Here is a 22,421-nt window from a genome sequence, read left to right as displayed (position 1 = left end):
ACCGCGTCTGTCAGAACAACTCGGTCAACTGTAGGAGCCAGCTTGCTGGCGATGGGGCCGGGACAGACAACATAAATATTGCAGGCAAACAAAAAGGCCCCAAGGTTCGCACCTTGGGGCCTTTTGCATTGCAGCGAAGGCTTACGCCGCTTTCGCTTCCGGCTGGCTCAACGAGCGGTTCAGCGCGCTGAACAGGGCCTTGAAGCTGGCGGTGGTGATGTTTTCATCGATGCCCACACCGTGCACCGCACGTTGGCCTTCCACGCGCAGCTCAATGTAGGCCGCGGCCTTGGCGTTGGTGCCCGCACCGATGGCGTGCTCGTTGTAGTCCATGATCTCCACCGGAATCGGCAGACCGGCCACCAGCGCTTCCAGCGCGCCGTTGCCTTTGCCACGCCAGTGCAGGTTGGTTTCGCCCTGGCCCTTGCCGGAAACTTCCACTTCCACGGCGCTGTGACCGTTTTCTTCCTGCAGGCGATGGCTGACCAGCGCGTACGGGGTGTTGGCCTGCAAGTACTCGCTGTGCAGCAACGCGTGGATCTGCTGGGCGGTCATTTCGAGGCCCAGACGATCGGTTTCACGCTGCACGACCTGGCTGAACTCGATCTGCATGCGACGCGGCAAGCTGATGCCGTATTCCTGTTCCAGCAGGTAAGCGATACCGCCCTTGCCCGACTGGCTGTTGACGCGGATCACCGCCTCGTAGCTGCGGCCGATGTCGGCCGGGTCGATCGGCAAGTACGGCACTTCCCACAGGGCGTCCGGTTTCTGCTGGGCGAAGCCCTTGCGGATGGCATCCTGGTGGGAGCCGGAGAACGCGGTGTGAACCAGGTCGCCGACGTACGGGTGACGCGGGTGCACCTGGATCTGGTTGCATTCTTCGACGACTTTGCGCACGCCGTCGATGTCCGAGAAATCGAGCTCAGGGTGGATGCCCTGGGTGTAGAGGTTCAGTGCCACGGTGACCAGGTCGACGTTGCCGGTACGCTCGCCGTTGCCGAACAGGCAGCCTTCGACACGATCCGCACCCGCCATCAGGCCCAACTCGGTGGCGGCCACGCCGGTGCCACGGTCGTTGTGGGTGTGCAGGCTGATGATCACGCTGTCACGACGGTTGATGTGGCGGCCGAACCATTCGATCTGGTCGGCATAGATGTTCGGGGTCGCGCATTCGACGGTGGCCGGCAGGTTGAGGATCACCTTGTGCTCAGGCGTCGGGTTCCAGACTTCGATGACCGCGTCGCAGACTTCCTTGGCGAACTCCAGCTCGGTGGCGCTGAAGGTTTCCGGCGAGTATTCGAAGGTCCACTGCGTGTCCGGCTGCTGGGCAGCGTACTTGACGAACAGCTTGGCGGCGTTCACGGCGATGGCCTTGATCCCGTCCTTGTCCTGGTTGAAGACAATGCGGCGGAAGGAAGGGGAGGTCGCGTTGTACAGGTGAACGATGGCTTTCTTCGCCCCGCGCAGGGATTCGAAGGTGCGCTCGATCAGGTCTTCACGGCCTTGGGTCAACACCTGAATGGTGGTGTCGTCCGGGATGTGGTTGCCTTCGATCAGGGTGCGCACGAAGTCGAAGTCGGTTTGCGACGCAGCCGGGAAGGACGCTTCGATTTCTTTCACGCCAACCTGTACGAGGGTTTTCCAGAAACGCAGCTTCTTGACCGCGTCCATCGGCTCGATCAGCGACTGGTTGCCGTCGCGCAGGTCGGAGCTGCACCAGATCGGCGCGGCGGTGATGGTCTTCGACGGCCAGGTGCGGTCCGGAATGTCGATGGTCGGGAACGCGCGGTATTTCGAAGACGGGTCTTTGAGCATGCTCATCGGGAAATCCTTATTGTGTGGGCCGAAAAAAGGCGGCCTGCCGGTGGATCAAAAGTTCTTGGGGAAAAGCGTAAAACGAGGCGTCGCGATTCAGCCCGGCAGTCGTGCGCTGACGAGGCACAGGCTGCGGTGCTGGCGAAGCTGAATGAGGGTGTGAGAGGTTTTCATGTCTTCAACCCTAACCGCGAGGGTGAAGGATGGCAAGCAGTCGAAAAAAATTGAGAGGAATACTCGCTAGCGCGTATTTATCGAGATTTTATTGCTGTGAGTCCCCGTGATTGTTTGGTTTTTTGCGCGAGCTTCAAGCGATGCGCAATTGATGGTTTGAGCGCCGGGCGCTGACAGTCGGGCTATTCTTAAAGCCTCGACTGGCATTCAGGAGTCGGCGATGAACGAGTCTGACTGGAAGCAGTATTGCGTGTTACGGCCGGTGGCACATGAGCGGATGTGCGAGCGGATTTTGTCGGATGTCGAAAAAACGCTGCTGGATAAGAGCAACGCGCCCTACGAACGAATAGATGCCAGCGAGGAGCTGCTGAAAGCCGGGCAAAAGGAGCTGTACTGGGCGTTTGGTGTTTTCAGGTTTTCGCGTCATGAAGCCCGCTCGCACTTGCTTGGGTTGTGCGCGCGGGAATTGATCACGGCAGAGGAGTTGAGCTGGTTTTCAGTCGAGACGCAGGAGTGGGTCAAACACTGCCTGGCGGATCGAGAGGTCCATGGGATAGAGGACCTGGACGCGGAGTAATTGTTGTCAGTGATGCCGCCTTCGCGGGCAAGCCCGCTCCCACATTTGTTCGGTGTGAACACGGTAAATGTGGGAGCGAGCCTGCTCGCGATGAGGCCATCAACCTCACCGAAAATCTAAGGTTGAAACGCGCCTATGAAAATCGCCGGATCCACCCGCGCATCATTCAGGCTGACATTCCAGTGCATGTGCGGCCCGGTCGCCCGTCCAGTCGAACCGACCTTGCCAACCACACCACCACGCGCCAGTTGCTGCCCCACCTTCACATCGATCTTCGACATGTGACAGAACATGCTGATAAAGCCCTGCCCATGGTCGACAAACACCGTGTTGCCGTTAAAGAAGTAGTTACCGATCAAAATCACCTTGCCCGCCGCCGGGGTCTTGATCGGCGTGCCGGCGCCCACGGCGAAATCCAGGCCTGAGTGGGGATTGCGCTCTTCACCGTTGAAGAAACGGCGCACGCCGAACTTGCTCGACAGCGGGCCGTTGACCGGTTTGTCCAGCAGCAGGTTGCTCGGCGTATTCGGGCTGAACGTGCGGTACGCGGCGATCTGTTCGGCCAGTTCGCGCTCGATGCGCTTGAGATTGTCCGGGTCCGGGTTGACCTGTTGAGTGTTTTTCAACGTGATGCGCTGTTCCGGATACTTCTTGTTGCCAACGGTGAAACTCAAGTTGCGGCCGCCGCTGCTGATGGACTGGGCGCCCGGTTTGACGGTCAACGGCACACCGACAATCGCCAGCCAATTGTCCTGTTCCTTGACCACCAGCACAGGTTTGCCCTGATAGCTGGCTTTCGGCGCCTGGGCAGAGCTGCCCAGATCCACCACCGCCACGCCCCCCGGAACCGGTTTGTTCAACAGGCGGGTGATGTAGCTGTCAGCGTGGGCGTTGAAGGTCAGGCACAGCAACAGCAGCGAAGCTAAAAAACGCGGCATGGATCAATCCAGTAAAGAAAGGGTGACAGGTGTCAGGTGGTTGTCTTCGACCCGCACTTGCAGCTCGCCTTCACCCAGTTTGGCTTTCAGGCGCTGGCCGTTGTGGGTTTGCGCGGCGTTGCGGATCGCGTTGCCACGCTCGTCCAGCAAAATGCTGTAGCCACGCCCGAGGGTCGCCAAAGGGCTGACCACGTGCAGGGTCTGCACCTGGCTTTGCAGTTGCAGACGACGGGATTTGAGCCCTTCGCGCATGGCCCGAGGCAGGCGTTCGGCGAGGCTGTCGAGGCGCTGACGCAACATCGCCAGTTGCCGCCCCGGATGTTGTCCGGCGAGGCGGGTTTCCAGGCGGATCAGCCGTTCGCGACGGGTATTGAGGCTTCGCTCGAAGGCGCGGCGCATGCGCATGTCCAGATCATCCAGACGTTGCGCCTGTTGGCGCAGACGTTCACCGGGATGGCGCAGGCGACGAGAGATGCCTTCCAGGCGCAGGCGATCACGCATCAAACGGTCGCGCATGCGCATCACCAGCCGACGGTGCAGGCTTTCGACCCGACGCACCAGGTCGCTGGAATCCGGCGCCAGCAGTTCAGCGGCGGCGGACGGCGTCGGGGCGCGAACGTCGGCCACGAAATCACTGATCGATACATCGGTTTCATGGCCGACGGCGCTGACAATCGGCGTCACGCAAGCATCCACGGCGCGGGCCACGGCTTCTTCGTTGAAGCACCAGAGGTCTTCCAGCGAGCCACCGCCTCGGGCCAGGATCAATGCATCGAAACCACGGGCGTCCGCCAGTTTCAACGCTCGGACAATCTGCGCCGTCGCTTCGCGGCCCTGCACGGCGGTGGGGATCAGCGTCAGCTGGATCTGCGGTGCGCGACGGCGGAACACGCTGATGATGTCGCGGATCACCGCGCCGGTCGGCGAACTGATGATGCCGATACGCTGCGGATGCGCCGGCAGCGGCACTTTGCGCTCGGCGCTGAACAGGCCTTCGGCGCTGAGTTTTTCCTTCAAGGCATCGAAGGCGAGGCGCAGCGCACCGTCACCGGCCGGCTCGACGGTGTCGAGAATCAGCTGATAGTCGCCACGGCCTTCGAACAGCGAAACCTTGCCGCGCACCTTGACCGCCAGGCCGTCCTTCAGCGCCTGACGAACCCGCGCCGCGTTCTGCCGAAACAGCGCGCAACGTACTTGGGCGCCGCTGTCCTTGAGGGTGAAATACACGTGGCCGGACGCCGGGCGTGCGAGGTTGGAGATTTCGCCTTCGACCCAGATATTGCTGAACACGTCTTCGAGCAACACCCGCGCGCGGCCGTTGAGCTGGCTGACAGTCAGGACTTCACGGTCCAGGCCGAGTCTTGCAAAGGGATCTTTAATCATGGGGCGCATGATAAAGGCATTCTCCAACCGAATGCACGATCCCCTATAGGAGCGAGCCTGCTCGCGATGGCAGTGTGTCAGTCGACAGTGCTATTGAATGTTAAACCGCTATCGCGAGCAGGCTCGCTCCCACAATGGTCTGTGCAGACATTTATGAAGTGTTGAATCAGCGCCGTGGGATTCTGCCGGCAGGCGAGGGCGACGGTGCTGTGGCAATCCGGGTCGGCCAGGGGCAGAAAATGAATGTCGGGTGGCGCGATGTCCTGCATCGACTCAGGCAGCAGGGCGATGCCGAATCCGGCCTGGATTAATTGCAGTTGCGTGGTTTTGCGCGAGACCACCCGCGCCGCCTTCGGGAAAAATCCCTGGCGCATACACAGCTCGGCGGACAGATAACTCAAACCGCCGCGCTGCGGGTGAGGGATGGAGATAAAGGCTTCATCCTTCAACTGCGCCAGATCGATGCCCTGAGCGGACTTATCCACAACCAGCCGATGATTGGGTGGAACGGCCAGCAGCAATCGTTCGCTATACAAAGGAACAATCTGCACGCCTTCACGTTGGCGCAACACCGGCAGGCGCAGCAGTCCGACATCAAGTCGATTGTCGACCAACGCTTCAAGCTGCGCTTCGGAAGACAGCTTGACGATCTCCATGGACACGCCGGCCTGCTGGTCCAGATAAGCACTGATACCCCGTAGCAGGCGACCACTCATGGGCACGGTGCTGGAGTGACTCAGGCGCAAGGTGCCCAGTTGCCCGTTGCCCACTTGGGTGGCCATTTCACTGGCCTTGGTCAGTTCGTTCAGCAGGTTTCTGGCGCGCGGCAAGAACGCCTCCCCAGCGGCGGTCAGTCGCGGCTGGCGCGCCGTGCGTTCGAACAGCGGGGTTTGCAGGCGGGTTTCCATGTCCTTGATCTGCCGGCTCAGGGCTGACTGCGCAACAAACAAACGCTCAGCGGCTGCACTGAAGCTGCCGCACTCGGCGATTTCCACGAAGTAACGCAATTGACGGGTTGAAAGCACAAGTCATGCCTTTTTGAGATGAGAGGTTGGCTTTGAAGATATTAGTCGCAAGGCTCGGCGCTGGCTAAAGTCATCACAGGTATTTGATAAAGGCGTGCAGATGAACGTGCTGGAGTTGTTACACCAATGGCCATTCGGCGCGACGGATTGGTTGGTGATCGGCCTGGCCATCGCCCTGGCGTACATCGTGTTTGGCATCGCCGGGTTCGGCACCGCACTGGTGGCGGGGCCGATTCTGATTGTGTTCATGCCGCTGTCGAAGATCGTGCCGTTGCTGGTGCTGCTGGATTTTGTCGCGGCGTTCGGCAATCTGCTGCCCTCGCGGCGGGATGTGGCCAGGCCTGAGTTGCTGCGGCTGTTGCCGTGCATGGCGGTGGGTTGCACGCTGGGGGTTATCTTTCTGCTGAACCTGAAATCCGACGTGTTGTTGCTGTTGATGGGGCTGTTTATCAGCGCCTATGCGGTTTACAGCCTGTGGGTCAAAACCCGGCCGACGCAGTTGTCTGCCGTCTGGGCAGTGCCGATGGGCACGGTGGGCGGGATGTTCGGGGCGTTGTTTGGCAGTGGTGGCTTTTTATATGCGATCTATTTGAACAGTCGGTTGCCGAAAGACGCGGCGCGGGCGACCCAGAGTGCGCTGATCAGCTGCAGCACCGTGGTGCGCCTGAGCCTGTTTGCTGTCGCGGGTGTATATGCCGAGCTACCCTTGTTGGTATTGGCGCTGTGTTTGTTGCCGGCCATGGCGCTGGGGTTGTGGGTCGGCCGGCGGTTGACCATGCGATTGTCCCGCGAGGCGTTTGTGCGGCTGGTGACCTGGTTGGTGCTGGCCAGCGGGATTGCGTTGATCGGGCGGTATTTGAGTACTTGACCTCAGAGTGTCAGGGATTAAGCTGCCGCCCGCTCGGACGCCTTCGCGGGCAAGTCGGGTCGCCGCACCGCTCGCTCCTACAGGTTCTGCGCCTGCCTTTGTAGGAGCGAGGCTTGCCCGCGATGGCGTAGGACGGCACACCGCAGAACTTCCATTTGACGCAGCAGGCTTGCACCCATGAATTCCCAAAGCATCATCGTCCCGAAAATCTCCACGCTGCCGGTACATGAACCCCGGGCCCGGGCGGTCGTGCGGTGGCTGGTGCGCAAGGACATCATCAAGGAAGAGCTGACCACTTGCGGCCGCACCGGCAACCGCATGGGCCACGCGATCGCCGATGGTGCCCGCACCGTGGTGCTGCACCCGGATGCGCTGCCGTTCGGCGAGCCGGTCAATGGCCTGGAGATCATTACCAAACGCTGCATTTATACGCCGGCCAAAGGTTTTCTGGGGGAGGCGGGTTGCGCCGAGTGCCGCAAGGAAATCGGCGAGGCGCTGTTCGAAAGCCTCGAAGACTGGATGCCGGGGCGTACCGATAACTTCACCTGTCCCGAATGCGGGCATGAAGATGACATCAATGGCTTTCTGTTTTTGCAGGAATGCGGGTTTTCCAACCTGGGGTTCATTTTCAACAACTGGGCCGAGGCCGGGTTCAAGCAGAGCTTTATCGATGAGTTTGCCGATTGGCTGGATCAACCTGTCAGTTGGGTGAAGGTCGAACTGTAACCGCACCCGTATCGTAACCATAACCTGTAGGAGCGAGCGGTGCGGCGATCCGACTTGCCCGCGAAGCTTTTAGCGCCAGTGATGACGCCTTCGCGGGCAAGCCTCGCTCCTACAGGATTTGCGTTCCAACCCCCCGTCGATCACCGCATCGATAATAGACAGAGTTTTACATTGAACCCGAGGGGGTGTCTGACTATAATGGCGCGCTTCCATTTTCCCGCTCGGGAGCCCCCGCGATGCTGCGTATCAGCCAAGAAGCTCTGACATTCGACGACATTCTCCTAGTGCCCGGTTATTCCGAGGTGCTTCCTAACGAAGTCAGTCTCAAGACCCGCCTTACCCGTGGCATCGAGCTGAACATTCCTCTGGTTTCTGCCGCCATGGACACCGTTACTGAAGCCCGTCTGGCAATCGCCATGGCTCAGGAAGGTGGCATCGGCATTATCCACAAGAACATGACCATCGAGCAGCAAGCTGCCGAAGTTCGCAAGGTCAAGAAGTTCGAAGCCGGCGTAGTCAAGGATCCGATCACCATCGAGGCTGACGCCACGGTCCGTGATCTGTTCGAACTGACCCGCATGCACAATATCTCCGGCGTTCCGGTACTGCACGATGGCGACCTGGTCGGCATCGTCACTTCCCGTGACGTGCGCTTCGAAACCCGTCTGGAAGCCACCGTACGTGAAGTGATGACGCCTAAAGAGCGTCTGGTCACCGTCCGTGAAGGCGCCAACAAGAACGAAGTCCGCGAGTTGCTGCACAAGCACCGCCTGGAAAAAGTCCTGATCGTCGATGACAAGTTTGCCCTCAAAGGCATGATGACCGTCAAAGACATCGAAAAAGCCAAGGCTTACCCGCTGGCCAGCAAGGACGATCAAGGTCGTCTGCGCGTAGGCGCTGCGGTCGGCACCGGTAAAGACACCGGTGACCGCGTTGCCGCGCTGGTCAATGCCGGCGTTGACGTGGTGGTGGTCGACACCGCTCACGGTCACTCCAAAGGTGTGATCGACCGCGTTCGCTGGGTCAAACAGAATTTCCCTGAAGTGCAGGTCATCGGCGGCAACATCGCCACCGGCGCTGCCGCCAAGGCCCTGGCCGAAGCTGGCGCCGATGCGGTCAAGGTCGGTATCGGCCCTGGCTCGATCTGCACCACCCGTATCGTCGCCGGTGTCGGCGTCCCGCAAATCAGTGCCATCGCCAACGTCGCCGCTGCCCTTGAAGGCACCGGTGTTCCGTTGATCGCCGACGGCGGCATCCGTTTCTCCGGTGACCTGTCCAAGGCCATCGTAGCCGGTGCTTCCTGCGTGATGATGGGCTCGATGTTCGCCGGTACTGAAGAAGCGCCAGGCGAGATCGAACTGTTCCAGGGTCGTTCGTACAAGGCTTACCGTGGCATGGGTTCGCTGGGCGCCATGTCCCAGGCTCAAGGTTCCTCCGACCGTTACTTCCAGGACTCCTCGGCAGGCGCCGAGAAACTGGTTCCGGAAGGTATCGAAGGGCGTGTTCCGTACAAGGGCACCCTGAGCGCGATCATCCATCAACTGATGGGCGGCCTGCGTTCCTCGATGGGTTACACCGGCAGTGCCGACATCGAAGAAATGCGCACCAAGCCTGAGTTCGTGCGGATCACCGGCGCTGGCATGGCCGAGTCCCACGTTCATGACGTACAGATCACCAAAGAAGCGCCAAACTACCGCGTAGGTTGAGCCTTCAAGCAAAACGTTAAGTAACCCGGGGCTGTTTTATTCAGCCCCGAGTTGTTTCTGAATTACATAGACGAGACTGACTTCATGGCCCTCGACATTCACGCCCACCGCATCCTGATCCTCGACTTCGGTTCCCAGTACACCCAGCTGATCGCCCGCCGCGTGCGTGAAATCGGCGTGTACTGCGAACTGCATCCGTTCGACATGGACGACGAAGCGATTCGCGAATTCGCTCCAAAAGGCGTCATTCTCGCCGGCGGTCCCGAGTCCGTGCACGAAGCCAACAGCCCTCGCTGCCCGCAAGCGGTGTTTGACCTGGGCGTGCCGGTCTTCGGCATCTGCTACGGCATGCAGACCATGGCTGAACAGCTGGGTGGCAAGGTCGAAGGTTCCGAACTGCGTGAATTCGGTTATGCCCGTGTCGACGTGGTCGGCAAGAGCCAGCTGCTGGACGGCATCGAAGACCACATCGACGCCGACGGCCTGTTCGGTCTCGATGTGTGGATGAGCCACGGTGACAAGGTCACCAAAATGCCGCAGGACTTCCACATCCTGGCCAGCACCCCGAGCTGCCCGATTGCCGGCATGTTCAACGATGACCTGCGCTACTACGGCGTGCAGTTCCACCCGGAAGTGACCCACACCAAGCAGGGCGGCCGCATCCTGTCGCGCTTCATCCTCGAGATCTGCGGCTGCGAAGCACTGTGGACGCCGTCGAAGATCGCTGAAGACGCCATCGCCCAGGTTCGCGCCCAGGTCGGCACCGACAACGTCTTGCTCGGCCTGTCCGGCGGCGTTGACTCCTCGGTGGTTGCCGCGCTGCTGCACAAAGCCATCGGCGACCAGCTGACCTGCGTCTTCGTCGACAACGGCCTGCTGCGTCTGCACGAAGGCGAGCAAGTGATGGCCATGTTCGCCGAGAACATGGGCGTCAAGGTGATCCGCGCCAACGCTGAAGACCAGTTCCTGAACAACCTGGCTGGCGAAAGCGATCCAGAGAAGAAGCGCAAGATCATCGGTCGTACCTTCATCGACGTCTTTGATGCCCAGTCCAACAAACTGGACAACATCAAGTACCTCGCCCAAGGCACCATCTACCCGGACGTGATCGAGTCGGCTGGCGCGAAAAGCGGCAAGGCGCACGTGATCAAGTCGCACCACAACGTGGGCGGCCTGCCGGAAGAAATGAACCTCAAGCTGGTTGAACCGCTGCGCGAGCTGTTCAAGGACGAAGTCCGTCGTCTGGGCCTGGAACTCGGCCTGCCGTACGACATGGTCTACCGTCACCCGTTCCCGGGCCCGGGCCTGGGTGTGCGGATCCTCGGTGAAGTGAAGAAGGAATACGCCGACCTGCTGCGTCGCGCCGACCACATCTTCATCGAAGAACTGCGCAAGGCCGACTGGTACCACAAAGTCAGCCAGGCATTCGTGGTGTTCCAGCCGGTGAAATCGGTTGGCGTTGTAGGCGATGGCCGTCGTTACGCCTGGGTCGTGGCCCTGCGTGCCGTGGAAACCATCGACTTCATGACTGCGCGTTGGGCTCACCTGCCTTACGAACTGCTGGAAACCGTCAGCGGCCGCATCATCAATGAAATCGAAGGCATCTCCCGCGTCACTTACGACGTGTCGAGCAAGCCGCCAGCGACCATCGAGTGGGAATGATCCCGGTCTGACTGATCGCCTGTAACACCTCAAAGGCCCCGTGAATGTGAATTCACGGGGCCTTTGCGTATCAGGCAGTTACAGCCGGCAGGCGCCCTTGCAGCGTCAGGCCCATGCGGTTGAGTGCGTGGGCAAGGCTGATCAGATTCGCGTAGGTGACCTGATGCACACCCGCCCAGGCCGGACGGTTGATCCGAAAGCCGCTATCCATCGTTCGCTCGATTGTCGTTCGCACAATCTGGCCAGTGCGGCTGCGATGAATCAGCGAGAAGGTGTCTTCCGACCTTTCAATGGTGAACATGCCTTGGCGGAACAGCAGCTGATTGATCTGCTCGGGCGTTCGTTGAATGAACGGCGTCGGCATCTGCAGGCTGATGTCGGCATACAGGGTGTCGGTATTACCGTGCATCGGGCCAGTTCCCCCGGCAATCTCATGGCCTACTTCGATACCATGGTCGATGTCCAGATGCAGACTCTGATCGGGTTGCACTTCTTCTATGCGCAAACCGATACCACCCTCCGTTTCGCTGATGCCGGCCATTCCCCTGAACGTGTTGGTACTCTCCTGGTCGGTGAGTACCAGCCATTTTCCGCCGCCGTTGCGGGCTTGAGTCGCCTGCATGATGGTGTGGGTAAGGTAGGTCTTGAAGGATTGCTGTGCTCTGAGGGTCATGGTCGAGTCTTCATAACGATAACTCGCCAGGCAGTCAGTGGCCTGGATTTGAATGCCGTTCTGTTGGGCCGTTTTGACGACCTCCAGCGGCGTGAACTGTCCCGCAGGATCGCCTGGCAACTTTTTCAGGTACATCTCCAGCATGCCATGCATATTTCCGGTTTCGGCGAAGTTGTTCAGGTCGACTTGATTGAAGTCGTTGAGCAGACGATGCAGGTAGATCGTCTTGACGCCTTTCCTGGCCAGCGTCGGCATGTTTTCGATCAGGAAGCGCATGCTGGCAATGCGATCCTGACTTTCACCGACCACCAGCCCCGGTGATGCATCGAATACCTTCTCGATGAGTTCGGTGACCGTCGTGGATGGAGTGATCACGGGCTGGACCGGTCGGGGAGGCAGCGAGGCGAAAAAGTCCTTGGGTTTCTGGAATGCGATTGCATCCCTGGCCAGTGCCGTGCGGCGTCCGGCGACATACTCTTCGTAGGGGGAGACCCCTCTGATTTGCCCACCCGGCATGTTGACGACTTTTATATGGGTTTCCTGTTTTCCCAGCGCCAGGAAATTCAACGAGCGACCGTTAGGGGCATCGTATCGGGTCAGGTGTGCGTGATCATTCACTTTGGGCGGCAATGGGGCAGCGGGCCGGGAGGGGCCGGGAACAAGTTTGCTGGGGCCTTTGCCGCCACCCTTCAACCCGCTTTTCGGCGCCAGCTCCCATTCACCTTCGGCATTCAGGCGCACGGGAATCGACCCCGTAAAGGCATTCGGGTTCTGCGGATCAATGATGGCCCAGGTTCCGCCACCATTGGCGTCTGCTTCGAAACGTACGAAGTAAGCCTGCTCGTTGATCAGGATGGCATTGGAGGGTTGTGAATCGAGTGTGTAGACACCCTGGAATTTTCCGCTGGTGGCCATCGGGTAGCTTTCGAGGATTTCATTGCTTTGCCAGTGCTCCGGTACATCAAACGCTTGCGCGGTTTCATCGGGCACGCCCGGCAACTCTCCAGGTTGCAGGGTGACTTCCTCCGATTCGTCGGGCGCCTGCGGTTCTTGCGTGCCAGCGGTTTCTTCTGGATCGAGCGTCTTGTTCAAGTCCGCCATCTCGGCCGCTTCTGCCGCCTCAGCCGCAGCCCCGGTTTCGTCCAACACACTGACCTCTTTGAGCAGCGGGAGATTGAACAGCACATTGATGCCATCGAGCACCGCGCCGATGATGCCTGCCTTGCGTTCTGCCGCTGTTTTGCCATTCACCGCTTTGTCGATGTTCAAACCCATGGCCGCGATGCTGGCCCCGATCACCGGCAATGCGATCGGCCAGCCAAGCACCGCCAACGGGCCGAAAACGTGCAGTGCGGCGGTGAGATAACCCAGCCATAGCTGCTTACGCATCTGCCCATTGCTCACCAGCGTCAGGTCAGCCTCTTCCAGCATCGTGTGCTGGACGGCCCGGCTCTGCCAGGTGAACACGTCACCGCTGATGGTGATGTCTTTTTGATTGATCAAATGGTGGTCGTACTTGCCCCAGGTGCCGACCAGTTGGTTCATCAGCGGGGTGATATTGTCGTGGACCTCCTTGCGAACCGACAGCGGGAAATGGGTCATGAATTCGGTTCGGGGGTGTTCTTCGTTCATCTGCAACAGCATCCACCAATGCATGTCCGTCAATGTCGGGTGCACGTGGAAGGGTTCTGCGGCGCCGGGAACGTAGGTGATTTGCCGACCGTTGGGCTCAACAATGCGCAGAATATCGGTGGCGACATGCCCTGCGACATCCAGCGCGCAAACACGAAGATCCGCAGGCGTAGCGGTTTGCGCTTTCAGGGTAGCCAAGGTGATCGGCCAGGACGCGCCACCGATGACGGCCCTGATGACTGTCTGGAAATCCTCCTCTTCGAGTTGCCCGTTTTGCCGCGCCTCCACGGCTTTGCTGAGGTAGTTACATTTGGCCAGTGTGCGGTAGTCATCAAAATGGCTGGCCCAGAATGCATTCAGCTTATCCAGGTAGCGTTGACTGAGGTTCTTCTCCCACAGGTCCGCGAGCACCTGCCTGGGGTACATCCGCACTTCATTGGTTTCGTTGTAAATACTGGCGTTCGCATCCGCCGTGTAAAACCCGCCATTGCTGTCCAGTTCGAGGGCGTCGTCCTGGTCGGTCACGCGGTACCGATGGATCACCAGTTGCGTCAGGGTTAAAGATTCACTGGGTTTGGGCGCGTGCTCCCAACCCAGAAAAGCCTTGGTGCTGCTGGCCGAGACATTGTTGAAGCGATGCCACCAGACCTGATCCGGGTCCAGGTGGGTGATGCCGTGTTTTTGCAGGATTTCACTGGCGACCGCATGGGCTTCCTCCTGCAAACCGGGGCAGGCTGTCACCACGACCGGCGCGATGAGTCTGAGTGTTTCCTGATCGGCGGCATTGCTTGATGCGGGGGTGTTTTGTTCGGTGGACATGCTCTCGCTCCTTGAGAAATGGGCAGCGATGATTGCCCGTTTCCATGCAGGAGGTGCACTACATAGTTATGCCCAAACGCGATTCAATTACCTGTAGGGTCAGCGCCGTGCCACATCCGAAAAGTAGAATTTGTCGAGGGTGTGCCGTGATTCCGTGTACTCGAACTGCCGGCCGTCCTGCAGAAACGTATGGTTGCTGACCACGATCACATGGCTCTGGCCGTCGAGGTCGAGGTGTTGCTGGTCGTCCTTGCTGCGGGGCACGGCTTCGATGGTTCGCTGGGCGTAGGCGATTTGCAGTTGCAAGGTCTGTTCGATGAAGGCGTAGATCGAGTGCTCGGCGATGTCCCGCGATAGTCCGGGGATCACGTCGCTGACGAAATGGTTGATGTCGAGGATCACTCGTTTTCCATCGATCCGCCGTACGCGTTTGATCCTCGTGATCAGGCTGCCTTCTTCAGCCTTGATATGTTCCAGCAGCGCACCTTCGAGAGGGATCTGGCTGAACTCGACCACTTCGGTGCTGACGTTGTTGCCCAGTCGCGGATAGGTTTCCTGAAAGCTGACGATGCCGCCCAACTGAAATTCGATCGGGTCGGTCGACAACACAAAGGTGCCTTTTCCATGGACTTTCTGGGCGAACCCGCGCTCCTGTAATTGCTCGATGGCCTTGCGCACGGTGCCGCGACTGGCCTGGTAGCTGTCCATCAATTCGGTTTCGGAAGGCAACCGGGCGCCGCGCTCCAGACGTTCGGTCGTGATGCTGGCAAGCAGATCGCTGTAGATCTGGTTGTATTTACTCATGGGGATGGCTCTGTGCCGCAATGTGCTCAAGGTTTCGAACCTTAAGGGCAGGGTAGGGGTTTGTCCATGCGGGTTTGGGTTTTCATCGTCTGAGAGGGTGGGAAAAATCGCCGCCGGTCGGGTGACAAGCCAACAAATTCAAACTCGTCTGTACGAGTTGTTGATTTAACTCGTACAGACGAGTACTTTTCGCTTCGGCGTGCTGCCAATAACAAAAAACCACAGCGGAAAAACAAGCATGAGCCACGACTATCCGAACATCGTCAGCGAGCTGCTGCAAAGCCTCGGTGGCAGCGACAACCTCGAGCAAGCCGCGCATTGCGTCACACGCCTGCGCCTTGCCCTCAAGGACCCGAGCCGGGTCAACAGCACCACGCTGAACCAGATTGACCTGGTCAAAGGCTCATTCTTTACCGGCGGCCTGTTCCAGGTGGTCATCGGTCCTGGCGAGGTGGAGAAGGTTTACGCAGAGCTGCGCCATCAAACCGGTCTTGCCGCGTCAACAATCGCCGACGTTAAACAGAAAAGCGCCGACAAGATAAACGCCATGCAGCGTCTGGTGCGGGTGTTTTCCGACGTGTTCATGCCGATCCTTCCGGCGTTGATCATCGCGGGCCTGCTGATGGGCATCAATAACCTGATCGGCGCCAAGGGCATGTTCATCGAGGGCCAGACCCTGCTGGACGCTTACCCCAAGCTTGACGGGCTCTGGAGCCTGATCAACCTGATGGCCAACACTTCGTTCGTGTTCCTGCCTGCGCTAGTGGGCTGGTCAGCAGCCAAGCGGTTTGGCGGCAGCGAAATCCTCGGCATCGTGCTCGGTCTGATGCTGGTTCATCCCGATCTGCTCAATGCCTGGAACTATGGCAAGGCAGTCGCAGGTCTCGACGGCCAGAGCCTGCCGTATTTCGACATCCTCGGTCTGTTCCAGATCGAAAAGGTCGGTTATCAGGGGCAGATCCTGCCCATCCTGCTGGCGGCATACGTGATGAGCGTCATCGAAAAATGGCTGCGGGCGAGAGTGCCTAATGCGGTGCAATTGCTGGTGGTGCCGATCACCACCATCGTGGTTACCGGCGTGCTGGCGCTGGCGGTCATTGGCCCGGTGACCCGGCATCTGGGGATTCTCATCACCGAAGGAGTGGTCACCCTGTTTGATCTGGCGCCGATGGTCGGCGGCGCGATCTTCGGCCTGCTTTACGCCCCCTTGGTGATCACCGGCATGCACCACATGTTTCTCGCGGTCGACTTGCAGCTGATCTCGACCCAGGGCGGTACTTTCATCTGGCCGATGATCGTCATGTCCAACCTCGCCCAAGGCAGCGCGGCGCTCGCGGTGTTCTACATGACCCGTAATGCGCGGGACAAGTCCATGGCGTCGACCTCAGCGATTTCGGCCTATTTCGGCATCACCGAACCGGCGATGTTCGGGGTCAACCTGCGCTACAAGTTTCCGTTTTACGCGGCACTGATTGGCTCGGCGCTGGGGGGCATCTTCCTGTCGATGAACAAGGTCCAGGCCTCGGCCATCGGTGTCGGCGGTTTGCCCGGATTTATCTCGATCATTCCGCAGTTCATCCCGATGTTTGTGATCGGGATGATCATCGCCATGGTCGTGCCGTTTGTTTTGACCTGTGGGTTGAGCATGAAGATTGTTCGGCCTGGGTATCGGGTCGCCTGATAGATCGCTATCGCAGTTCAAGAAGGAATACAGCCATGCAAGACTGGCAACGTTCGGTGATCTACCAGATCTACCCGAAGAGTTTTTACAGCCACGCAGGCAATCCCACGGGTGATTTGCTCGGCGTCGCGGCCAAGCTCGACTACCTGCACTGGCTGGGCGTCGATTGCCTGTGGATCACGCCATTCCTGCGTTCGCCCCAGCGTGACAACGGTTACGACATCAGCGATTACTACGCCATCGATCCGAGCTACGGCACCATGGCCGACTGTGAATTGCTGATCGCCGAGGCCGGCAAGCGCGGGATCAAGTTGATGCTCGATATCGTGGTCAACCACACTTCGATCGAGCACACCTGGTTCCAGCAGGCGCGCAGCAGTCTCGATAATCCGTATCGCGACTTCTACATCTGGCGTGATCAGCCCAATAACTGGGAGTCCAAGTTTGGTGGTTCGGCATGGGAGTACGAGGCTCAGACCGGTCAGTATTTCCTGCACCTGTTCGATCACACTCAAGCCGACCTGAACTGGGACAACCCGAAGGTGCGCGCCGAAGTTTTCAAGATGATGAGATTCTGGCGGGATAAAGGTGTGGGCGGGTTCCGGCTGGATGTGATCAACCTGATCTCGAAACCGGCGGACTTTCCCGAGGACAATACCGACGGCCGACGCTTCTATACCGACGGGCCGAATGTTCACGAATACTTGCAGCAAATGCACCGCGAAGTGTTCGAAGGCCATGACCTGATCAATGTCGGCGAGATGTCGTCTACCAGTCTCGAACACTGTATTCGTTATTCGCGGCCGGACTCCAAAGAGCTGTCGATGACCTTCAACTTCCATCACCTGAAAGTCGATTACCCGAATCTGCAAAAGTGGATTCGCGCCGATTTCGACTTCCTCGAGCTCAAGCGCATCCTCTCCGACTGGCAAACCGGCATGCAGGCCGGCGGCGGTTGGAACGCGCTGTTCTGGTGTAATCACGACCAACCTCGGGTGGTCTCGCGGTTTGGTCATGACGGCGAGCACCGTGTGGTGTCGGCGAAGATGCTCGGCACCGCGCTGCATTTTCTCCAGGGCACACCATTTGTGTATCAGGGCGAAGAGCTGGGTATGACCAATCCGGGCTTCGATCACATCGATCAATACCGCGACGTAGAGACCCTGAACATCTTCCGGCTCAAGCGCGAGGCGGGTGCGAGCGATGCCGACAACATGGCGGCGATCATGCAGAAGTCCCGCGACAACGGCCGTACGCCGATGCATTGGAATACCGGACCGAACGCTGGTTTCAGCACGGCGCAACCCTGGATCGGCGTACCGGCCAACTCGGCGCAGATCAACGTCGCCACTCAACTCGACGACCCGAATTCAGTGCTGCATCACTACCGCCAGTTGATCAATTTGCGGCGTACCGAAGTGCTGATATCCGACGGTGTTTACCGTCAGCTGTTGCCTGAGCACGCGCAAGTTTGGGCTTATGTACGGGAAGGAAGCGGCGAACGGTTGCTGGTATTGAACAACTTTTACGGGACGCCTTGCGAAGTTGAATTGCCGGATGCAGTGATCGCTGAATTCATGAGTCAGCGCTTGGTCATCAGCAACTATGCGGACTGTCCGCCGCGAAATCGACAGGTGTTTTTACGACCGTATGAGTCGTTTGTCTTGCACTTGACTGACCACTGACCCCTCACAAAAAAACACCGTTTCAAAAACACGCAGAACGCTGCGCGGGGGAGTTTTGCGCGCCGATTTTGCTGCTGCACACAATAAAAATAATGGAGTGTTTCTTGAAAACAACAATAAATCGCGGCCTTGCAGCCGCTGGCATTTGCCTGGCATTGCCACTGACGGCCCATGCGCTGGAGTTCGGCGGTTACCTGCGCAGCGGCGTCGGTACGTCGGTCAACAGTGGTAAACAACAGTGTTTCCAACTGCCCGGAGCACAGACCAAATACCGCCTCGGTAACGAGTGCGAGCAATATGGGGAACTGGAACTTCGTCAGGACTTGTACACGCTGGATGACGGTTCGGTGCTAAGTGTCGATGGCATGGCCTCACTGTATAACCAGTACGACAAGGACCTGACGTTCAATGGCGACAACGGCTCGGTGCGCTTGCCGCAGCTGTACGCGCAATGGTCGAACATGCCTGGCCTCAACGGCGGTTCGCTGTGGGCCGGTCGCCGCTATTACAAACGGAACGACATCCACATTTCCGACTTCTACTACTGGAACCAGAGCGCCACCGGCGGCGGCATCGAGGACGTGCTGATCGGAGATCTGAAATACAGCTACGCCTTTTCGCGCAAGGACAACCTGTACCAGAAGGATTACATCAATCGTCACGATTTCAACGTTGCCGGTTTCAACACTAACCCCGGCGGTGAGCTGGAGTTTGGCCTGAGCTACATCGACAAACCCGACAGCCGCGACGCTCATCGTGGCTGGGCGATTACCACCCAGCATGTGCAAAAAGGATTTCTGGGTGGCAAGAACAAACTCGCGTTTCAGTACGGTGAAGGGCCTGGCACCGGGTTGGGCTATACCGGTAACGTGAAACTGGATGACAGCAATAAAAGCTACCGGGTGGTGGAGTTCTTCGACTGGCAGGTGACGCCCCGGTTTGGCGGGCAGGTCGAGGCGGTTTACCAGAAGGATATTCGCCCCGACGGATCAGACCAGAACTGGATTTCCCTGGGCGTTCGGCCGGCCTACGCGATTACCGAGCAGTTCAAACTGGTGACCGAGCTGGGTCACGATCAGGTCGACGCCACAGGTGGCACGCGCAAGCTGAGCAAGTTCACCTTTGCCCCGACCTGGTCGCCCAAGGGGCCTGAATTCTGGGCGCGGCCCGAAGTGCGCTTGTATTACACCTATGCCAGCTGGAACGAGGCGGCCAAGCGTGCGGCCAATGAACTGGCAGCGGGTTCAGCGTTGTCCGACACCGGAGCCTTCGGCACGGCGCGACACGGTGCGAACGTCGGATTGCAGGTCGAGTACTGGTGGAAATAAGCGATGCTGTCGGAGCGTCGCGCTCCATCGGCACTTCAAAGAACAGAACAGCAGGTGAAGTCATGGCCACACCCCAACAATTGCAGCTTCACGCACCCCTGTCCGGCGTATTGATGCCCTTGGACCTTGTGCCCGATCGAGTTTTTTCCAGCCGGATCATCGGCGATGGGCTATGCATCGATCCGACGTCAACAACGTTGTGCGCGCCGCTGGCAGGGGTTGTCAGCAATGTGCAGGCCAGTGGGCATGCGGTCAGCATCACCGATGAAAATGGCGTGCAGGTGTTGATGCACATTGGGCTCGACACGGTGAACCTTGCAGGAAAGGGGTTCACGCGGTTGGTGGAGGAGGGGCAGCAGGTTGCCGTCGGGCAGTCGCTGATTGAGTTCGATGCTGATTTTGTTGCGTTGAATGCACGCAGCCTGCTGACCTTGATGCTGGTGGTCAGCGGTGAGCCGTTCACTTGGCTGACGGCGGAAACCGGGTGGGTAGACAGTGGTCAGCCGTTGCTGGGTTTGAATTCTGTCGAGCTGACAACGGATGAGTCTGTGGCTAAAGAGGGCGAGGCGCTGTTCTCCAAACCGGTGACGTTGCCCAACCCGAACGGCTTGCACGCCCGTCCTGCGGCGGTGTTCGCCCAAGCGGCGAAAGGTTTCTCGGCAAGCATTCACCTGCATAAACAGCAGGAGAGTGCGAATGCGAAATCCCTGATAGCGATCATGGCATTGCAGACCGTTCATGATGATGTTGTGCAAGTCAGTGCGGTCGGCCCGGATGCTGAGGCGGCGATCAAGGCACTGGCCGAGCTGCTGACCGCCGGATGCGGCGAGACCGTGCCCGTGACGGCGGATGTTGCCCCGCAGCCCCTGGAGGCATCATCACCCAAGGTGCTGCGTGGGGTATGTGCTTCGGCGGGTTCGGCATTTGGCCAAGTGGTACAGATCGCCGAGCAGGTCCTTGATGTCAGCGAATGGGGTGAGAGTTCGCGGGTTGAGCGCGATCATCTGTCCGCAGCGTTGACCGAGGCAATTTCAGCGTTGCAGCAGATGCGTGATAACGCCACGGGCGATGCTCAGGCAGAGATCTTCAGGGCGCATCAGGAACTGCTCGAAGACCCGGGTTTGTTAGAGGTGGCTCATGTGCTGATCGACGAAGGCAAAAGCGCCGGATTCGCCTGGCGTGCGGCCACCGGGTCGACGGCAACCTTATTCAAAGGCCTGGGCAATGCGCTGCTGGCCGAACGAGCGGCAGACCTGGCCGATGTCAGTCAGAGAGTGCTCAAGTTGCTACTCGGCGTGCGGGACCGCGAGCTGGAGTTGCCTGAAGGCGCCATTCTGATTGCTGAACAACTGACACCGTCCCAGACCGCCGGGCTCGATACCCGTAAGGTGCTGGGTTTTGCCACGGTCGGCGGTGGCGCCACCAGCCATGTCGCGATCCTGGCGCGGGCGTTCGGTTTGCCGGCGATCTGTGGGTTACCGGTGCAAGTGCTGGCGCTGGTCAACGGTACCCAGGTGTTGCTCGATGCCGATAAGGGGGAGTTGCAGCTCGACCCGGATCTGGCTGCCATTGAAGAACTTCAAGCCAGGCGCGCGCTTGCGCAGCAACGTCAGCACCATGAATTGGCGCAGGCGTCGCTGGCTGCCTGTACTCGCGACGGACATCATGTCGAGGTGACAGCCAACATCGCTTCGCTGGCTGAAGCCGAACAGGCCATGGCGTTGGGAGGCGCGGGTGTGGGTTTGCTGCGTTCGGAGTTTCTATATCTGGATCGCCATCATGCGCCGAGCCAGGACGAGCAGGCCTCCACCTACAGCGCCATCGCCCGAGCTCTCGGGCCTGCGCGTAATCTGGTGGTGCGCACGCTGGATGTTGGCGGTGACAAGCCTTTGGCCTATGTCCCGATGGACAGTGAAACCAACCCCTTTCTGGGCGTGCGCGGGATTCGTCTGTGCCTGGAGCGTCCGCAGCTGTTGCGCGATCAATTCAAGGCAATCCTGAGCTGTGCGGGACTGACGCGTTTGCACATCATGCTGCCGATGGTGACGCAGCTGTCGGAGTTGCGTGTGGCTCGTCAACTGCTCGAAGAGGAGGCGCTGGCCCTGGGCCTCACGGAACTGCCGAAGCTGGGGATCATGATCGAGGTGCCAGCAGCGGCGCTGATGGCTGATCTGTTTGCGCCCGAAGTGGATTTTTTCTCCATCGGCACCAATGACCTGACCCAATACACCTTGGCCATGGACCGCGATCATCCGCGGCTGGCCAGTCAGGCTGACAGTTTTCATCCTGCGGTGCTGCGATTGATCGCCAGCACCGTGAAAGCCGCCCATAGCCACGGCAAGTGGGTAGGCGTGTGCGGCGCCCTGGCCTCCGAAACCCTGGCCACGCCGCTTTTGCTGGGGCTGGGCGTGGATGAGTTGTCGGTGAGTGTGCCGTTGATTCCGGCGGTCAAAGCGGCGGTTCGCACAGTGGACCTGGTGGATTGCCAGGCCATCGCCCAACAGATCCTGGGTCTGGAAAGTGCCGGGCAAGTACGCGAGGTCTTGAGGCTGTATCGCGACGCGACGGTCGAAACTTCACTGGTTATGGAGAACTGAACATGTTCGAGAAAATGCAGCGAGCGTTCTGGAGAGCCTTGACGCCGGATCTGATCGTGGATGAACCGAAGGTGGCTGCGCCATCGGCGCCTGGCCTGGCAGCGAATGTGGTGGCTGCGTTGGGTGGTGTGGATAACCTCAAGTCGCAGCAGCCTGTGGCGCTGACCCGGGTTCGGGTGGAATTGCGCGATGTGGGGCGGATGAATCGACAGGCTTTGAATCTGGCAGGTGTGCCAGGCGTCATGATGCTGGAGGGCGGCGTGGTGCACCTGATCACCGGCCTTCAGCCATAACCGATCCTTCGCCACAGATGATGTGCGTCTCTCGG

General features: G+C 59.3%; 16 protein-coding genes. 10 read left to right on the top strand and 6 right to left on the bottom strand.

The window, feature by feature from the left end; all coding sequences use genetic code 11:
* Positions 1-141: 141 nt before the first annotated feature.
* Positions 142-1,821: a 2-isopropylmalate synthase gene (gene leuA / locus J4E42_RS16655; protein WP_008025530.1), complete on the bottom strand. Its 1,680-nt coding sequence runs from the start codon at positions 1,819-1,821 to the stop codon at positions 142-144.
* A gap of 388 nt (positions 1,822-2,209) precedes the next feature.
* On the opposite strand from leuA, the gene J4E42_RS16650 reads away from it, so the two are divergent.
* Entirely contained in the window at positions 2,210-2,566 is a 357-nt protein-coding gene (locus tag J4E42_RS16650; protein ID WP_008025532.1) for a hypothetical protein, read from the top strand.
* 116 nt (positions 2,567-2,682) lie between these two features.
* Here J4E42_RS16650 and J4E42_RS16645 read toward each other — a convergent pair whose 3' ends face one another.
* From J4E42_RS16645 to J4E42_RS16635, 3 genes are all read right to left on the bottom strand, one after another.
* A complete protein-coding gene (locus tag J4E42_RS16645; RefSeq protein ID WP_192228443.1) occupies positions 2,683-3,504 on the bottom strand; it encodes a M23 family metallopeptidase in 822 nt (273 codons plus the stop codon).
* A gap of 3 nt (positions 3,505-3,507) precedes the next feature.
* Positions 3,508-4,887 carry an exodeoxyribonuclease VII large subunit gene (gene xseA / locus J4E42_RS16640; protein WP_032832722.1) on the bottom strand — a complete coding sequence of 460 codons (1,380 nt, stop codon included), beginning with the start codon at positions 4,885-4,887 and terminating at the stop codon, positions 3,508-3,510.
* Positions 4,888-4,964: 77 nt separating this feature from the next.
* Positions 4,965-5,912 carry a LysR family transcriptional regulator gene (locus tag J4E42_RS16635; RefSeq protein ID WP_008042417.1) on the bottom strand — a complete coding sequence of 316 codons (948 nt, stop codon included), beginning with the start codon at positions 5,910-5,912 and terminating at the stop codon, positions 4,965-4,967.
* Between the two features lie 100 nt (positions 5,913-6,012).
* Here J4E42_RS16635 and J4E42_RS16630 point away from each other — a divergent pair, with 100 nt between their 5' ends.
* The 4 genes from J4E42_RS16630 (at position 6,013) to guaA (ending at position 10,874) form a co-directional block, all read left to right on the top strand.
* Positions 6,013-6,780 carry a sulfite exporter TauE/SafE family protein gene (locus J4E42_RS16630; protein ID WP_207285689.1) on the top strand — a complete coding sequence of 256 codons (768 nt, stop codon included), beginning with the start codon at positions 6,013-6,015 and terminating at the stop codon, positions 6,778-6,780.
* A 177-nt stretch (positions 6,781-6,957) separates the two neighbouring features.
* Entirely contained in the window at positions 6,958-7,506 is a 549-nt protein-coding gene (locus J4E42_RS16625; RefSeq protein ID WP_207285688.1) for a sugar ABC transporter ATPase, read from the top strand.
* Between the two features lie 236 nt (positions 7,507-7,742).
* On the top strand, positions 7,743-9,212 hold the full coding sequence (gene guaB, locus J4E42_RS16620; RefSeq protein WP_008042411.1) for an IMP dehydrogenase: 1,470 nt from the start codon (positions 7,743-7,745) through the stop codon (positions 9,210-9,212).
* Positions 9,213-9,296: 84 nt separating this feature from the next.
* The gene (gene guaA / locus J4E42_RS16615; RefSeq protein ID WP_008025547.1) at positions 9,297-10,874 is read left to right on the top strand and encodes a glutamine-hydrolyzing GMP synthase; all 1,578 of its coding nucleotides are present in this window, start codon (positions 9,297-9,299) and stop codon (positions 10,872-10,874) included.
* A 70-nt stretch (positions 10,875-10,944) separates the two neighbouring features.
* Here guaA and J4E42_RS16610 read toward each other — a convergent pair whose 3' ends face one another.
* Positions 10,945-13,998: a membrane-targeted effector domain-containing toxin gene (locus tag J4E42_RS16610; RefSeq protein ID WP_207285687.1), complete on the bottom strand. Its 3,054-nt coding sequence runs from the start codon at positions 13,996-13,998 to the stop codon at positions 10,945-10,947.
* Positions 13,999-14,097: 99 nt separating this feature from the next.
* The gene (gene treR / locus J4E42_RS16605) at positions 14,098-14,802 is read right to left on the bottom strand and encodes a trehalose operon repressor (RefSeq protein WP_192420129.1); all 705 of its coding nucleotides are present in this window, start codon (positions 14,800-14,802) and stop codon (positions 14,098-14,100) included.
* 238 nt (positions 14,803-15,040) lie between these two features.
* Between treR and treP the strand changes: the two genes are divergently transcribed.
* From treP to J4E42_RS16580, 5 genes are all read left to right on the top strand, one after another.
* Entirely contained in the window at positions 15,041-16,483 is a 1,443-nt protein-coding gene (treP, locus tag J4E42_RS16600; protein ID WP_008042405.1) for a PTS system trehalose-specific EIIBC component, read from the top strand.
* Between the two features lie 35 nt (positions 16,484-16,518).
* Positions 16,519-18,168, top strand: coding sequence for an alpha,alpha-phosphotrehalase (treC, locus tag J4E42_RS16595; protein ID WP_207285686.1), 1,650 nt, complete (start codon positions 16,519-16,521; stop codon positions 18,166-18,168).
* A 104-nt stretch (positions 18,169-18,272) separates the two neighbouring features.
* Positions 18,273-19,496 carry a carbohydrate porin gene (locus tag J4E42_RS16590; RefSeq protein ID WP_207285685.1) on the top strand — a complete coding sequence of 408 codons (1,224 nt, stop codon included), beginning with the start codon at positions 18,273-18,275 and terminating at the stop codon, positions 19,494-19,496.
* 62 nt (positions 19,497-19,558) lie between these two features.
* Positions 19,559-22,093 carry a phosphoenolpyruvate--protein phosphotransferase gene (ptsP, locus tag J4E42_RS16585; RefSeq protein WP_207285684.1) on the top strand — a complete coding sequence of 845 codons (2,535 nt, stop codon included), beginning with the start codon at positions 19,559-19,561 and terminating at the stop codon, positions 22,091-22,093.
* Between the two features lie 2 nt (positions 22,094-22,095).
* Positions 22,096-22,386 carry a PTS transporter subunit EIIB gene (locus tag J4E42_RS16580; RefSeq protein ID WP_207285683.1) on the top strand — a complete coding sequence of 97 codons (291 nt, stop codon included), beginning with the start codon at positions 22,096-22,098 and terminating at the stop codon, positions 22,384-22,386.
* Positions 22,387-22,421 lie beyond the last annotated feature (35 nt).

This window comes from Pseudomonas sp. FW300-N2A2 (assembly GCF_017351735.1).
GTDB lineage: Bacteria > Pseudomonadota > Gammaproteobacteria > Pseudomonadales > Pseudomonadaceae > Aquipseudomonas > Aquipseudomonas migulae.
Note: the sequence above shows the minus strand (reverse complement) of the source record. Positions and strands in the feature narration are given on the sequence as shown.